Source organism: Pseudomonas sp. Z2-11 (assembly GCF_054161305.1).
The window spans coordinates 942633-955978 of sequence record NZ_CP096395.1 but is presented as its reverse complement, the minus strand read 5'-3'; the positions used below and the strand labels follow the sequence as shown (position 1 = coordinate 955978).

General features: G+C 60.4%; 18 protein-coding genes. 10 read left to right on the top strand and 8 right to left on the bottom strand.

Annotation, left to right across the window (positions count from 1 at the left end; genetic code table 11):
* Positions 1 to 5 precede the first annotated feature (5 nt).
* The 3 genes from mlaD to M1E16_RS04090 are packed head-to-tail and all read right to left on the bottom strand — an operon-like array spanning position 6 to position 2079.
* Positions 6 to 473, bottom strand: a complete 468-nt coding sequence (gene mlaD, locus M1E16_RS04100) for an outer membrane lipid asymmetry maintenance protein MlaD (protein WP_186613429.1) — start codon at positions 471 to 473, stop codon at positions 6 to 8.
* On the bottom strand, positions 473 to 1270 hold the full coding sequence (gene mlaE, locus M1E16_RS04095) for a lipid asymmetry maintenance ABC transporter permease subunit MlaE (protein WP_305496784.1): 798 nt from the start codon (positions 1268 to 1270) through the stop codon (positions 473 to 475). The genes mlaD and mlaE overlap by 1 nt, the downstream gene beginning before the upstream one ends.
* Positions 1270 to 2079, bottom strand: coding sequence for an ATP-binding cassette domain-containing protein (locus tag M1E16_RS04090; RefSeq protein WP_458129269.1), 810 nt, complete (start codon positions 2077 to 2079; stop codon positions 1270 to 1272). The genes mlaE and M1E16_RS04090 overlap by 1 nt, the downstream gene beginning before the upstream one ends.
* Positions 2080 to 2352: 273 nt before the next feature.
* On the opposite strand from M1E16_RS04090, the gene M1E16_RS04085 reads away from it, so the two are divergent.
* The 10 genes from M1E16_RS04085 (at position 2353) to M1E16_RS04040 (ending at position 9361) form a co-directional block, all read left to right on the top strand.
* Entirely contained in the window at positions 2353 to 3327 is a 975-nt protein-coding gene (locus M1E16_RS04085; RefSeq protein ID WP_434626092.1) for a KpsF/GutQ family sugar-phosphate isomerase, read from the top strand.
* Entirely contained in the window at positions 3328 to 3852 is a 525-nt protein-coding gene (locus M1E16_RS04080) for a KdsC family phosphatase (protein ID WP_305496788.1), read from the top strand.
* A 7-nt stretch (positions 3853 to 3859) separates the two neighbouring features.
* The gene (gene lptC, locus M1E16_RS04075; protein ID WP_434695844.1) at positions 3860 to 4432 is read left to right on the top strand and encodes an LPS export ABC transporter periplasmic protein LptC; all 573 of its coding nucleotides are present in this window, start codon (positions 3860 to 3862) and stop codon (positions 4430 to 4432) included.
* Complete coding sequence (lptA, locus tag M1E16_RS04070) at positions 4419 to 4967, top strand: lipopolysaccharide transport periplasmic protein LptA (protein WP_305496790.1); 549 nt, start codon at positions 4419 to 4421, stop codon at positions 4965 to 4967. The genes lptC and lptA overlap by 14 nt, the downstream gene beginning before the upstream one ends.
* Entirely contained in the window at positions 4967 to 5692 is a 726-nt protein-coding gene (lptB, locus tag M1E16_RS04065) for an LPS export ABC transporter ATP-binding protein (RefSeq protein WP_305496791.1), read from the top strand. The genes lptA and lptB overlap by 1 nt, the downstream gene beginning before the upstream one ends.
* Before the next feature lie 162 nt (positions 5693 to 5854).
* The gene (locus tag M1E16_RS04060) at positions 5855 to 7348 is read left to right on the top strand and encodes an RNA polymerase factor sigma-54 (RefSeq protein ID WP_434695846.1); all 1494 of its coding nucleotides are present in this window, start codon (positions 5855 to 5857) and stop codon (positions 7346 to 7348) included.
* Positions 7349 to 7424: 76 nt separating this feature from the next.
* A complete protein-coding gene (hpf, locus tag M1E16_RS04055; RefSeq protein ID WP_039592236.1) occupies positions 7425 to 7733 on the top strand; it encodes a ribosome hibernation-promoting factor, HPF/YfiA family in 309 nt (102 codons plus the stop codon).
* Positions 7734 to 7745: 12 nt separating this feature from the next.
* On the top strand, positions 7746 to 8210 hold the full coding sequence (gene ptsN, locus M1E16_RS04050; protein WP_210642854.1) for a PTS IIA-like nitrogen regulatory protein PtsN: 465 nt from the start codon (positions 7746 to 7748) through the stop codon (positions 8208 to 8210).
* Positions 8211 to 8212: 2 nt separating this feature from the next.
* Positions 8213 to 9070: an RNase adapter RapZ gene (gene rapZ, locus M1E16_RS04045; protein WP_434695848.1), complete on the top strand. Its 858-nt coding sequence runs from the start codon at positions 8213 to 8215 to the stop codon at positions 9068 to 9070.
* A 15-nt stretch (positions 9071 to 9085) separates the two neighbouring features.
* Positions 9086 to 9361 (top strand): HPr family phosphocarrier protein, encoded by a 276-nt coding sequence (locus M1E16_RS04040; protein ID WP_458129268.1) that lies wholly within the window; start codon positions 9086 to 9088, stop codon positions 9359 to 9361.
* Between the two features lie 154 nt (positions 9362 to 9515).
* Here M1E16_RS04040 and M1E16_RS04035 read toward each other — a convergent pair whose 3' ends face one another.
* Genes M1E16_RS04035 through M1E16_RS04015 form a run of 5 tightly spaced genes read right to left on the bottom strand, consistent with a single transcriptional unit; the run spans position 9516 to position 13279 of the window.
* Positions 9516 to 10406 carry a ZIP family metal transporter gene (locus tag M1E16_RS04035; protein ID WP_458129267.1) on the bottom strand — a complete coding sequence of 297 codons (891 nt, stop codon included), beginning with the start codon at positions 10404 to 10406 and terminating at the stop codon, positions 9516 to 9518.
* A gap of 27 nt (positions 10407 to 10433) precedes the next feature.
* Complete coding sequence (locus M1E16_RS04030) at positions 10434 to 11045, bottom strand: superoxide dismutase (protein ID WP_458129266.1); 612 nt, start codon at positions 11043 to 11045, stop codon at positions 10434 to 10436.
* Position 11046: 1 nt separating this feature from the next.
* The gene (locus M1E16_RS04025) at positions 11047 to 11487 is read right to left on the bottom strand and encodes a hypothetical protein (RefSeq protein ID WP_458129265.1); all 441 of its coding nucleotides are present in this window, start codon (positions 11485 to 11487) and stop codon (positions 11047 to 11049) included.
* A gap of 27 nt (positions 11488 to 11514) precedes the next feature.
* A complete protein-coding gene (locus M1E16_RS04020; protein ID WP_458129264.1) occupies positions 11515 to 12891 on the bottom strand; it encodes a class II fumarate hydratase in 1377 nt (458 codons plus the stop codon).
* Positions 12884 to 13279 carry a FagA protein gene (locus M1E16_RS04015; protein ID WP_458129263.1) on the bottom strand — a complete coding sequence of 132 codons (396 nt, stop codon included), beginning with the start codon at positions 13277 to 13279 and terminating at the stop codon, positions 12884 to 12886. The genes M1E16_RS04020 and M1E16_RS04015 overlap by 8 nt, the downstream gene beginning before the upstream one ends.
* Positions 13280 to 13346: the final 67 nt, after the last annotated feature.

The window sequence follows — 13346 nt, the reverse complement described above, 5'->3', positions numbered from 1 at the left end:
GCTCCTCATTTGGCGTCTTTGCTAACGGTATTGAGCAGGAATTTACCGATCAGGTCCTCAAGCACCAGCGACGACTGCGTGTCGTGAATGGTCCCGCCATCCTTGAGCAGGGAGTCTTCCCCGCCCACGCTGATACCGATGTATTTCTCACCCAACAGCCCAGCCGTGAGGATAGATGCAGTGGAGTCAGTCGGCAGGTTGTCCACGCGCTTTTCCAGCTGCAGCGTCACCCGACCGGTGAAACTGTCGCGATCCAGATCGATTGCCGTGACCTTGCCGATGGTCACACCGGCCATGGTCACCTTGGCTCTGACCGTCAAACCGGCGATATTGTCAAAATAAGCATAAAGTTTATAAGTATCGGTGCTTGCGGTCGGCGCCAGTCCACTGACCCGCAGGGCCAGCAACAGCAAAGCCAGGATGCCAGCCAGCAGGAAAAGGCCGACACCGATTTCCAGGGTGCGGTTTTGCATCAGAAATCTCCAAACATCAAGGCGGTCAGAATAAAGTCAAGGCCCAGGACGGCCAACGAGGCGTATACCACGGTCTTGGTTGTGGCACGGCTGATCCCCTCTGACGTGGGCTCACAGTCATAACCTTGAAACACGGCGATCCAGGTCACCACGAAAGCGAATACGGCACTCTTGATCACACCGTTGAGCACATCGTCGAGAAAATCGACGCTGTTCTGCATGTTGGCCCAGTAGGAGCCTTCATAGACCCCCAGCCAATCGACGGCAACCCATGAGCCGCCCCAGATCCCCACGACGCTGAAGATCATTGCCAGCACCGGCAGGGAAATGAAGCCGGCCCACAAGCGCGGGGCAATGATGTACTTGAGCGGGTCGACCCCGATCATTTCCAGGCTGGACAGCTGTTCGGTGGACTTCATGTTACCGATTTCGGCCGTCAACGCTGAACCGGCGCGCCCGGCAAACAGCAGTGCCGTGACCACGGGGCCGAGCTCACGCAGCAAGGTCAGCGCAACCATCTGCCCGACCGCCTGCTCCGAACCGTAGCTGGACAATATGCTGAAGCCCTGGAGCGCCAGGACCATGCCGATGAAAATCCCCGAGACGACGATGATCACCAGGGACATCACCCCCACCGAATGCAGTTGCTTGACCAGCAGGCCAAAACCGCCGCCGGTCGAACTGCGACCGAGCAAGGCGTGCATCAGGAACAGCGACGAACGCCCCAGTACCGCCACCACGTCGATGCCCGAGCGACCGAACAGGCGGACTCTTTCTATTAATGACTTCTTGCGCATCAGCGCTTCCCCAGCAGATCGGTACGGTAATCCGTGGCCGGAAAATGGAACGCCACCGGGCCGTCCGGATCACCTTTCATGAATTGGCGAATACGCGGGTTGTCCGAATCCTTCAACTCCTCGGGCGTGCCCTGCCCCAGCACCTGACCATCGCCGACCACATAGATGTAGTCGGCAATGCTCGCGGTTTCGGCCAGGTCGTGGGACACCACGATACTGGTGATGCCCAACGCATCGTTGAGCAAGCGGATCAGGCGCACCAGCACGCCCATGGCGATAGGGTCCTGCCCGACGAAGGGCTCGTCGTACATGAGGATCTGCGGATCGAGGGCAATCGCCCGAGCCAGCGCGACCCGACGCTTCATGCCACCGGACAGTTCGTCCGGCATCAGCTCCAGGGCGCCGCGCAGCCCGACGGCCTGCAATTTGAGCAGGACAATATCGCGGATCATCTCTTCCGGCAGCTCCGTATGGACCCGCAGGGGAAACGCCACGTTTTCGAACACGTCGAGATCGGTAAACAGCGCACCGCTCTGGAACAGCACGCCCATATGCTTGCGCGCATCGAACAGATCGCTGCGCGACAATTCTGGAAGATTCTGGCCATTGACCCAGACTTCGCCGGCACTGGGACGCAATTGTGCCCCCATCAGGCGCAGCAGCGTGGTCTTGCCGCAGCCGGAAGGCCCCATGATGCCGGTCACCTTGCCGCGCGGGATACGAATATCGATGTCATTAAAAATGCTGCGCGTCCCTCGCTTGAAGGACAGCCCCTTCAGCTCGACCGCGTAGGCGTTGTCGGCACTCATCTAAACTCCTTGCGATGCAGCCTCATATTCGGATGTCCCGGCCAGCCGACAAACGCCGGTAACGCCGGGCACACGAACCGGCGGCGAACTATATCACTGCAACGACCAAGCGCCCAAGGCCGACGCCCGCCCGTTGAGCCTTGCTTGAGGTAAAACGTCACATTTCATGTCAAGCGTTGGGGCTGCCTGAACAAAGCATGACGAACTAACGTGAGGGAATCGTTCATTGCCGGTATAATCGCCGCCTTTTCATCGGGCTATACGATTTCTGACATGAGCCAATCCAGCGAACTGATTCAATCGGCACAACGTACCCTCCGCCTCGAACTCGAAGCCGTGCAAGGTCTGCTGGCCCATATCGATGCTGATTTCGTACGTGCGTGCGAGATGATTCTGTCCAGCAAGGGCCGCGTGGTCGTGGTGGGCATGGGTAAATCCGGGCACATCGGCAACAAGATTGCCGCGACCCTGGCCAGCACCGGCACCCCGGCGTTTTTTGTCCACCCCGCTGAAGCCAGCCATGGCGACATGGGCATGATCACTCGGGACGACATCATCCTGGCGCTGTCGAACTCCGGCTCCACCAATGAAATCGTCACCCTGCTGCCGCTGATCAAGCGCCTGGGCATCCAGTTGATCAGCCTCACCGGCAATCCTGACTCGCCGCTGGCCAAGGCCGCCGAGGTGAACCTCAACGTGCACGTCGAACACGAAGCCTGCCCGCTGAACCTGGCACCCACCTCTTCCACCACGGCGGCGCTGGTCATGGGCGACGCCCTGGCCGTGGCCTTGCTGGAAGCCAGGGGCTTCACCGCCGAAGATTTCGCTTTCTCCCACCCCGGTGGCGCCCTGGGCCGCCGGCTGCTGCTCAAAGTCGAAAACGTGATGCACGCGGGAGATGCATTGCCGCAGATACAGCGTGGCACGCTGCTCAAGGACGCCCTCATGGAGATGACCCGCAAGGGCCTGGGCATGACCGTTATTCTAGAGACGGACGGCAAGCTCGCCGGGATCTTCACCGACGGCGACCTGCGTCGTACCCTGGATCGCACCATCGATATCCACAGCACGACCATCGATGAGGTCATGACCCCCCACGGCAAGACGGCCCGGGCCGAAATGCTTGCCGCCGAAGCCTTGAAGATCATGGAAGACCACAAGATCAGCGCCCTGGTGGTGGTCGACGACGAAGACCGCCCGGTGGGCGCCCTGAATATGCACGACTTGCTGCGTGCGGGAGTCATGTAAATGAGCACAGACCTGTTGCAACGCGGCAAAGCAATCAAACTGGCAGTGTTTGACGTGGATGGTGTGCTGACCGATGGCCGCCTGTACTTCCTCGAAGACGGCAGCGAATTCAAGACGTTCAACACCCTTGATGGCCAGGGCATCAAGATGCTGATGGCCACCGGCGTGCAGACCGCCATCATCAGTGGCCGCAAGACCCCAGTGGTCGAACGGCGCGCGAAGAACCTCGGCATCCCGCACCTTTATCAGGGCCGCGAAGACAAATTGGTGGTGCTGGACGAACTCCTCGGCCAACTCAATCTAAGCTATGAGCAGGTCGCCTACCTTGGTGACGATCTGCCAGACCTTCCGGTGATCCGCCGTGTCGGCCTGGGCATGGCCGTGGCCAACGCGGCCGCCTTCGTACGCGAGCACGCCCATGGCGTTACCACGGCGAGGGGCGGCGAAGGCGCGGCCCGAGAATTTTGTGAACTGATCCTGCGTGCCCAGGGCCACCTCGAAGCGGCCAACGCCGCGTACCTGTGAGCCACCTATGCTAAGCAAGAAAATTCGCACCATCCTGGTGTTCGGCTGTATCGCCGCGATCTTCGCGGCGGTGGGCTACTGGAACATCAGCCCGGAACGCTTCCTCGACCAGCCCGCGGTCCAGGCGCCGGAGAACGATATCGACTGGTACGCGACCAACACGCATACCTTGCAGTACCTGCCTGACGGCAAGGTGCAGTATGAGATGACCTCGGACAAGGTCGATCACGTGAAGGCCAGCGACATCACGCTGGTTACCAAGCCGGACCTGAACATGTTCCGCGGCACGGAATTTCCGTGGCACGTACAAAGCGAGCGTGCCGAGGTCAATCCCGGCGGCACCGAGGTGGAACTGATCGACTCGGTACGCGTGGCCCGGACCGATGAGAAGAACCGTACGACCATCATTACCAGTACCCGTATGACAGTCTTCCCGCAGCGCCAATATGCGCAGACCGAGCAACCCGTTAGAATCGACGGCGCCGGCGGCGTGTCGACCGGCACGGGAATGAAGGCCTATTTGAAGGAAAGCAGGATACACCTGCTATCGAACGTAAGAGGACAGTATGAAGCTCGCTAAAACCCTCCCTATTTTGCTCAGTCTGGGCGCAGCACTGGGAAGCGCGAGCGCCTGGGCCCTCCCCACCGACCGCGACCAGCCTATCCGCATCCAGGCCGACGACGCGCAACTGGACGACAAGAACGGCGTCGCCACCTACAAAGGCGACGTGATCATCACCCAGGGCTCGATGAAGGTCACCGGCAACACCGTGACCATCACGCGCACCCAGTCCGGCGACATCGACGTGGTGACCTCGGTGGGCAACCTGGCCTACTTCGAGCAGATGCAGACCGCGGGCGACACCAAGCCGGTCCAGGGCTATGGCGTCACCATCCAGTATCATGCGTCCCAGGACCGTGTCGTGCTGATCGACCGCGCCAAGGTTGTCGACAAGGACAATAACGTGACCCAGGGCGAGAAAATCGTCTATGACACCAACAAGAAACTCGCCAGCGCCGGTCGCGCCACTGGCAGCAAGGTCACCGAATCGCGCCCGCGCATCGACATGGTGATCCAGCCGAAGAAGAAAACCGACGAGCAGAAGGCCCAGTAATGGCAACTCTGAAAGCTCAGCATCTGGCCAAGAGCTACAAGAACCGCCAAGTAGTGCGTGACGTCAGCCTGTCCATCGAAAGCGGCCAGATCGTAGGCTTGCTCGGCCCCAACGGCGCGGGCAAGACCACCTGCTTCTACATGATTGTCGGCTTGGTGCAGGCCGACCAGGGTCGAGTACTGATCGATGATCTGGACGTCAGCCACCGGCCGATGCATGGCCGGGCAAAGGCTGGCATTGGCTACCTGCCACAAGAGGCGTCGATCTTTCGCAAGCTGTCGGTGGCCGACAACATCATGGCGATCCTGGAAACCCGCCAGGAGCTCGACAAGGCTGGCCGTCGCCAGGAGTTGGAAAGCCTGCTGCAGGAGTTCCATATCAGCCACATTCGCGACAACCTGGGCATGAGCCTGTCCGGTGGCGAACGTCGCCGCGTGGAGATCGCCCGCGCCTTGGCAACCGCGCCGAAATTCATTCTGCTCGACGAGCCGTTTGCCGGCGTGGACCCGATTTCCGTGGGCGACATCAAGCAGATCATCCATCACCTCAAGGCCAAAGGGATCGGCGTGCTGATCACCGACCACAACGTGCGCGAGACGCTGGATATCTGCGAAACCGCCTACATCGTCAACGATGGCCAGCTGATCGCCGAGGGCGACTCCGCCACCATCCTGGCCAACGAACTGGTCAAGGAAGTGTATCTGGGTCATGAGTTCCGCCTTTAAGCAAAGGTGGCCTGGCGGATGCCGGGGCGCCCTCAATTAATTGAGATCGCCCCCTAGGCAAACACTTCAGTTTCAGGCATATAATTTGCTTAAGTTTGGCGCTCCGGCGCCCTGTAGTGGATGGCGCATGTGCGCCGGCGAATAAGGTGTTAAGCCCCAGCCATGAAACCATCGCTAGTCTTGAGAATGGGCCAGCAGCTGACGATGACACCGCAGCTGCAACAGGCTATCCGCCTACTCCAATTGTCGACCCTGGACCTGCAACAGGAAATCCAGGAGGCCCTGGAGTCCAATCCGATGCTCGAACGCCAGGAAGAAGGCGACGACTTCGACAACACCGACCCATTGGCCGACAACGTCGAGCAGAAAACCACCCCGGAGGTCCCGGAACCGTCCTATCAGGAAGCCGCCCCGACGGTAGATAACCTCGACGATGGCGAATGGAGCGAACGCATTCCCAGTGACCTGCCCGTAGACACGGCATGGGAAGACGTCTACCAGACCAGCGCCAGCAGCCTGCCAGGCGGCGATGACGACGAGTGGGACTTCACCACTCGCACGTCCGCGGGTGAAAGCCTGCAGAGCCATCTGCTGTGGCAATTGAACCTGGCGCCGATGTCGGACACCGATCGGCTGATCGCGGTGACGTTGATCGATTGCATCAACAACCAGGGCTACCTGGACGAGACCCTCGAAGAGATCCTCGAAGCCTTCGATCCGGAGCTCGATATCGAGCTGGACGAGATCGAAGCCGTGCTGCACCGCATCCAGCAATTCGAACCCGCCGGCATCGGCGCTCGCAACCTCGGTGAGTGTCTGCTGCTGCAATTGCGCCAGCTGCCCGCCAAGACGCCATGGCTGGCCGAAGCCAAGCGCCTGGTAACCGATTACATCGACCTGTTGGGCGGCCGCGACTACAGCCAGCTGATGCGCCGGATGAAGCTCAAGGAAGATGAGCTGCGCCAGGTCATCGAACTGGTGCAAAGCCTGAATCCGCGCCCCGGCTCGCAAATCGAGTCCACCGAGCCCGAGTATGTCGTCCCCGATGTGATCGTGCGCAAACACAATGATCGCTGGCTGGTGGAGCTGAACCAGGAATCGGTACCCAAGCTGCGGGTCAATGCCCAATACGCAGGTTTCGTGAAGCGCGCCGACACCAGCGCCGACAATACCTTCATGCGCAACCAGTTACAGGAGGCGCGCTGGTTCATCAAGAGCCTGCAAAGCCGCAACGAAACCCTGATGAAAGTCGCCACCCAGATCGTCGAGCATCAGCGCGGCTTCCTGGAGTATGGCGACGAAGCGATGAAACCGTTGGTCCTGCACGATATCGCCGAGGCGGTGGGCATGCACGAGTCGACGATTTCAAGGGTGACCACCCAGAAATTCATGCATACCCCAAGGGGCATCTATGAATTGAAATACTTTTTCTCCAGCCACGTCAGTACCTCCGAAGGCGGTGAATGCTCGTCCACGGCCATCCGCGCGATCATTAAAAAACTGGTCGCCGCGGAAAATCAGAAAAAGCCGTTGAGTGACAGCAAGATCGCTGGTTTACTGGAGGCACAAGGCATTCAGGTGGCCCGCCGTACCGTCGCCAAATACCGCGAATCCCTGGGAATCGCACCTTCGAGCGAACGCAAGCGGTTGATGTAATAGGCCACGCCACAGCGTTCCAGTGGCAGGTATTTCTGCCTGCCGCTTTATGCACTGGCAACGAAGGAGAAGCTGTATGCAAGTCAACATCAGTGGACACCAACTGGAAGTGACCGAACCCCTGCGCACCTACATCGGCGAAAAGCTCGACCGATTGGAAAGGCATTTCGACAAGATCACCAACGTGCAAGTCACGATGAACGTCGAGAAGCTGCTGCAGAAAATCGAAGCCACGCTGCATATCCCCGGCGGAGAAGTGGTTGCCAACGCAGAGCATTCAGACATGTATGCCGCGATTGACCTGCTGACCGACAAGCTGGATCGCCAACTCAAAAAGCATAAGGAAAAGACCCAGAGCCTCCTCCAGGGCGCAACCGGTCGTTAACCCCCCCAATCCATGATCCGACTAGAATCCATCCTGACCCCCGGCCGTTCCCAGGTGAACGCGCCGGGTGGCAGTAAAAAGAAAGCCCTCGAACAAATCGCCAACCTGATCCACCGCGAAGTGCCGGATCTGGAAATGCAGGACGTTTTCGAGGCGCTGGTTGCCCGTGAAAAACTCGGTTCCACCGGTTTTGGCAACGGCATCGCCATTCCCCATTGTCGCCTCAAGGGTTGTTCCGCGCCGATCAGTGCGCTGCTACACCTTGAAGCCCCCATCGATTTCGACGCCATCGACGGCGCCCCGGTCGACCTGCTGTTCGTATTGCTGGTCCCGGAAGCGGCGACCGATGCGCACCTTGAGCTGCTGCGTCAGATCGCCAGCATGCTCGACCGCAAGGAAGTACGCGAAAAACTGCGCAGCGCCCCGAGCAACGAAGCCTTGTATCAGGTAGTCCTGGACGAGCAGAACGGCCATTAAACATGCGCATGATTATCGTCAGTGGCCGCTCCGGCTCCGGTAAAAGCACGGCCCTCAACGTCCTTGAGGACAGCGGCTACTATTGCATCGACAATCTGCCGGCCGGCCTGCTTCCGGAACTGGCCGAGCGCGCCCTGATCCATACCGAGCTGGCGCAACCGCTGGTAGCCGTGTCCATCGACGCTCGCAACCTGCCGAGCCATTTGTCGCGGTTTCCAGAATTGCTCGAGGAAGTGCGCAACCGGCATATCCAATGCGACGTGCTGTACCTGGACGCTGACGAAGAAACCCTGCTCAAGCGCTTTTCGGAAACCCGCCGACGCCACCCCTTGAGCAACGCCAGCCGCTCCCTCGCGGAAGCGATCCATGACGAGAGCCAACTGCTGGGGCCGATTGCCGACCTGGCGGACCTGAAGGTCAACACCACCAACCTGAACCTGTACCAGTTGCGCGACACCATCAAGTTGCGCCTGCTGAACCAGCCGGAACCCGGTACGGCGTTCCTGGTGGAGTCGTTCGGCTTCAAGCGTGGCATGCCGGTGGATGCCGACCTGGTGTTTGATGTCCGCTGCCTGCCCAACCCTTACTGGAAACCTGAACTGCGCGAGCAGTCCGGGCTCGACCAGCCGGTGATCGACTACCTGGCCGCCCAGCCGGACGTCGAGGAAATGTACCAGGACATCTCCAGCTACCTGCTCAAATGGCTGCCGCGTTTTGCCGCCAACAACCGCGCCTATGTCACGATTGCCGTCGGCTGCACTGGCGGTCATCACCGCTCCGTGTACCTCACGGAACGCCTGGGTCAGCTCCTGCAACAAACCTTGAAGAATGTCCAGGTCCGCCACCGCGACCTCAGCTAAAGGATTCACACCGCGATGCCTGCTCGGGAAATTGAAATCATCAACAAGCTGGGGTTGCATGCCCGCGCGTCGGCGAAATTTGTCGGTGTCGCGGGTAAGTTTCCGGATACCACGATCAGGGTCGGGCGCACGCCGGAGGCAACAGTCGACGGTAAGAGCATCATGGCGATGATGATGCTGGCTGCGGGTAAAGGCACCAAGATCCACTTGAGTACCGAAGGTGAACAGGCGCAGGAAGCCATGGATGCGCTGGTGGAGCTGATCAACAACTATTTCGACGAAGGCGAGTAATTCAGCCGCCGCTGATTGACCCGTGGCGAGGGAGCTTGCTCCCGCTGGGCTGCGAAGCAGCCCCTCTTTCTCAACACAGATGTTACGACTGCTTCGCAGCCGAGCGGGAGCAAGCTCCCTCGCCACAAAACCTCATTCACTTGCAGATTTTGCATCACCCCAACGCCGTATCCATCACCATCATCAAGCAGAACCCAATCAAAAGCCCCAGGCTCGCCAGTTTTTCGTGCCCATTGCGGCGCGATTCTGGAATCACCTCATGGGTCACCACCAACAGCATCGCTCCGGCGGCCAGCGCCAACCCCAACGGCAACAGCACCTCGGCCAACGTCACCAGCCAGGCACAAAGCAATGCGAACACCGGCTCGACCAGCCCTGACGCTGCGCCAATCAGGAACGCCTTGACCCGCGACATCCCCGCCGCGGCCAGCACCAGCGCAATCACCAGCCCTTCCGGCACATCCTGCAAAGCGATGCCCATCGCCAGGCTATCGGCATCCGCCATGCCGCCGCCCGCCGAAACGCCCACCGCCATGCCTTCCGGGATGTTGTGGGCGATGATGGCGAACACGAACAACCAGATCCGCGGCGCAATAACCGGTCGTCCTGGCGTCGCAACCAGTCGTTCAGGGCTGGCAGAGACCTTGCGGTCCACCAGGTACAGTCCGAACGCCCCCGACAGGATGCCGAAACAGATGAGCCCGCTGGCCGCCCAAGGCGTGAAGCCCAACTGCTCGGCTGCGGCAATGCCCGGCACGATGAGCGAAAACGCGGTGGCGGCGAGCATCACCCCGGCCCCGAAGCCCAGCAGCGAGTCGCTCATGGCCTGAGGCATGCGCCGTATCACCAGCACCGGCACCGCGCCCAACGCCGTACCCAAGGCGCAAAGCCCACCGCCCTGGAGCGCACGCAATATTTTTGGCTCAAGGTCCAGCCACGCCAGCCCTTGGGCCGCCAACAATGTCATGCCGGCCAACAGCAACAGCGAGCCCAAGGCATAGCGGAACATTCGCCCGCCGCCTATCGCCAGAGTTTCAGTGTCCATAGTCAGCCTTGGGTTGTTTATAAGAACTCAAGCAAGCGCAGCCTGGTAGCGCCGGGCGACTTCTGGCCAATTGATCACGTTGTAGAACGCGTTGATGTATTCCGGACGGCGGTTTTGATACAGCAGGTAATAGGCATGCTCCCAGACGTCCAGGCCCAGGATCGGCGTGTTGCCGCCCATCAGCGGACTGTCCTGGTTGCCGCTGCTTTCCACCACCAGAGTCTTTTGCGGGGTCACACTCAACCAGGCCCAGCCGCTGCCGAAGCGGGTCAGTGCCGCTTTCGTGAAGGCTTCCTTGAACTGATCGAGACCGCCCAACTGCGCGTCCATCGCCGCTGCCAGCGCACCGTCCGGCTGCCCGCCACCGTGGGGCGTCATCACTTCCCAGAACAGCGAGTGGTTCGCATGACCACCGCCCTGGTTGATCACCGCGGCTCGTAGCGCCTGCGGTAATTGCTCCACGCTGGCCACCAGTTTTTCTATGGGCCAATCGGCATATTCAGTGCCATCCACCGCCGCGTTGAGGTTGTTGATATAAGTCTGGTGATGCTTGGTGTAGTGAATCTCCATGGTCTGCGCATCGATGTGCGGTTCCAGGGCGTCGTAGGCGTAAGGCAATGCAGGCAAGGTGAAAGCCATCTCAGTGGACTCCGTAATGGTAAGGGACGTGGCTGTGCCGGGACGAAACGGCAGCGTTGTGCAGCAGGCGCTGAGTGCGTGGGTACTCGCCATGCTCGCTGATGAAATTCAGCAGTTCGACATAGGTCCTGTGGCTCTGGCGCATCGCGGCGGCACGCAGGGCCGGCGCCAGGCGTTCGTCCTGCATGGTCTGCAATAACCGTTGGTGAACCGCGCAGAGGTATTCGGCGCTCTCCTCCGGCTGGTTCAGGCGCAAGTGCAGATCCGCCAGGTTATGATGCGACACGACACAGGCGGCCACGGCTTCGTCGGCATCCGCCCAACGCTCGAACAACACCTGCGCCAGGGCCAGGGCTTGCAGGTAGGCTTCGCGGGCATCCACCCACTCGCCCTGCAGGAAATGGTGATTGGCCCGTTCGATCGTACGTTTCCAATGCTCCATGATGAGTCCTCCACACAAGTGTCGGGGTTACACACCGCCCGCGGTGAGCTTTTCCGGGTCCAGCAGGATCTCCAGTTCGGCGCGCGACAGGTCGGTGTGTTCCAAGGCGACATCGATCACCGGGCGACCTTGCTGATAAGCCTTCTTGGCAATTTCAGCGGCCTTCTGGTAACCAATGATCGGATTCAGTGCCGTGACCAGGATAGGATTGCGCGACAGCGCTTCCTTGAGCCTGGCTTCGTTGACCTTGAACGTGGCGATGGCCTTATCCGCCAGCAATCGGCTGGCGGTGGACATCAGGGCGATGCTGCTCAGCAGGTTCTGGGCGATGATCGGCAGCATCACGTTGAGTTCGAAATTGCCCGACTGGCCGGCGATGGTAATCACCGCGTCGTTGCCGATGACCTGGGCTGCGACCATGGCGGTGGCTTCGGGAATGACCGGGTTGACCTTGCCGGGCATGATCGAGGAGCCCGGCTGCAGGCCCTCGAGCTCGATCTCGCCCAGGCCGGCCAGCGGCCCTGAGTTCATCCAGCGCAGGTCGTTGGCGATTTTCATCAGCGACACGGCGGTGGTCTTGAGCTGCCCGGAAACCGCCACGGCAGTGTCCTGGGAGCCGATCAACGCGAACAGGTTCTTGCCCGGGGTGAATTGCACCTGGGTCAGTTGCGTCAGCTGCTGGCTGAACAATTCGGCGAAGCGTGGATGGGCATTGACGCCGGTGCCAACCGCCGTACCGCCCTGGGCCAGGGACTGCAGGCTCGGCAACAGATCCTGCAAGTGGCCGATGTTGGCCTTGAGCTGTTGCGCCCAACCGTCGAGCACCTGGCTCAAGCGCACCGGCATGGCATCCATCAGGTGGGTGCGGCCAGTCTTTATGAAGGGATGGACCTCTTCGGCCTTGCGTTCGATCACCTGGACCAGGTGCAACAGCGCCGGCAGCAATTGCTCGTGCAGGGCCAGCGCGGCGCTGACATGAATGCTGGTGGGGATGATGTCGTTGCTGCTCTGGCCATAATTGACGTGGTCGTTCGGGTTGACCACCTCTCCCAGCAAGCGGCTGGCAAGCGTGGCAATCACTTCGTTGGCGTTCATGTTGGAACTGGTGCCGGAGCCGGTCTGGAAGATATCTACCGGAAAATGCGCCATGAAGTCGCCTTCGAGCAGGCCCTGGGCCGCATCGACGATGGCCTTGCCCTGGGCGACGCTGATTTGCTCCAACTCGACATTGGCTCGTGCGGCTGCGGCCTTGGCCAGGATCAGGGCACGAATGAACTGCGCCGGCATGCGCTGGCCGCTGACCGGAAAATTATCCACCGCGCGCTGGGTCTGCGCGCCATAGAGTGCGTCCACGGGGACCTGAAGTTCACCCATGCTGTCGCGTTCGATACGGGTATTACTCATCGGGAAATCCTTGCTCCAGTTCAATAAGGGAAATCGATGGCTCCAGCGCGCAGGTAGCCAGCGCCCAGGCATGGCTTTGCCAACGCTTGAGGCGGCAGCGGCAAAGCGCTTGCCGCTCAAGTTCACGCAAAGGACGCCAAGCTTGATCCAGGCAGAGGGTGCGCCAGTGCCAGGGCAGCGCGACATCCGAAGCGGTGTCGAGCAACAGCCGGAAGGCGGTTTCGCCAATCATCCACGGCGACGTGGCGGTACAGCAGGCCAGGTAGCGCCCCTCGGCCAGGTAGTGTTCGATCAGCCGCGGCTCGTCCGGGCTCATCGCGCAGCGGATCTGGCGGCTCATCCAGCGCCAGTTTTCAAGGTAGGGTTGTTCGTGCAGGGCAGGACTCATGACCGGGGCTCAATCGGCGAATGAGATTCATTATTAGATGATAATAAGAACCAACACAACAGCAAGA

What these genes read in the sequence shown, in the direction of transcription:
- M1E16_RS04035 (WP_458129267.1), bottom strand. Translation starts at nt 10,406, where the DNA reads ATGGACACTGAAACTCTGGCGATAGGCGGCGGGCGAATGTTCCGCTAT.
- M1E16_RS04090 (WP_458129269.1), bottom strand. Translation starts at nt 2,079, where the DNA reads ATGAGTGCCGACAACGCCTACGCGGTCGAGCTGAAGGGGCTGTCCTTC.
- lptC (WP_434695844.1), top strand. Translation starts at nt 3,860, where the DNA reads ATGCTAAGCAAGAAAATTCGCACCATCCTGGTGTTCGGCTGTATCGCC.
- M1E16_RS04015 (WP_458129263.1), bottom strand. Translation starts at nt 13,279, where the DNA reads ATGAGTCCTGCCCTGCACGAACAACCCTACCTTGAAAACTGGCGCTGG.
- M1E16_RS04020 (WP_458129264.1), bottom strand. Translation starts at nt 12,891, where the DNA reads ATGAGTAATACCCGTATCGAACGCGACAGCATGGGTGAACTTCAGGTC.
- mlaE (WP_305496784.1), bottom strand. Translation starts at nt 1,270, where the DNA reads ATGCGCAAGAAGTCATTAATAGAAAGAGTCCGCCTGTTCGGTCGCTCG.
- M1E16_RS04030 (WP_458129266.1), bottom strand. Translation starts at nt 11,045, where the DNA reads ATGGCTTTCACCTTGCCTGCATTGCCTTACGCCTACGACGCCCTGGAA.
- M1E16_RS04085 (WP_434626092.1), top strand. Translation starts at nt 2,353, where the DNA reads ATGAGCCAATCCAGCGAACTGATTCAATCGGCACAACGTACCCTCCGC.
- ptsN (WP_210642854.1), top strand. Translation starts at nt 7,746, where the DNA reads ATGATCCGACTAGAATCCATCCTGACCCCCGGCCGTTCCCAGGTGAAC.
- M1E16_RS04080 (WP_305496788.1), top strand. Translation starts at nt 3,328, where the DNA reads ATGAGCACAGACCTGTTGCAACGCGGCAAAGCAATCAAACTGGCAGTG.
- rapZ (WP_434695848.1), top strand. Translation starts at nt 8,213, where the DNA reads ATGCGCATGATTATCGTCAGTGGCCGCTCCGGCTCCGGTAAAAGCACG.
- M1E16_RS04040 (WP_458129268.1), top strand. Translation starts at nt 9,086, where the DNA reads ATGCCTGCTCGGGAAATTGAAATCATCAACAAGCTGGGGTTGCATGCC.
- M1E16_RS04060 (WP_434695846.1), top strand. Translation starts at nt 5,855, where the DNA reads ATGAAACCATCGCTAGTCTTGAGAATGGGCCAGCAGCTGACGATGACA.
- lptB (WP_305496791.1), top strand. Translation starts at nt 4,967, where the DNA reads ATGGCAACTCTGAAAGCTCAGCATCTGGCCAAGAGCTACAAGAACCGC.
- mlaD (WP_186613429.1), bottom strand. Translation starts at nt 473, where the DNA reads ATGCAAAACCGCACCCTGGAAATCGGTGTCGGCCTTTTCCTGCTGGCT.
- M1E16_RS04025 (WP_458129265.1), bottom strand. Translation starts at nt 11,487, where the DNA reads ATGGAGCATTGGAAACGTACGATCGAACGGGCCAATCACCATTTCCTG.
- lptA (WP_305496790.1), top strand. Translation starts at nt 4,419, where the DNA reads ATGAAGCTCGCTAAAACCCTCCCTATTTTGCTCAGTCTGGGCGCAGCA.
- hpf (WP_039592236.1), top strand. Translation starts at nt 7,425, where the DNA reads ATGCAAGTCAACATCAGTGGACACCAACTGGAAGTGACCGAACCCCTG.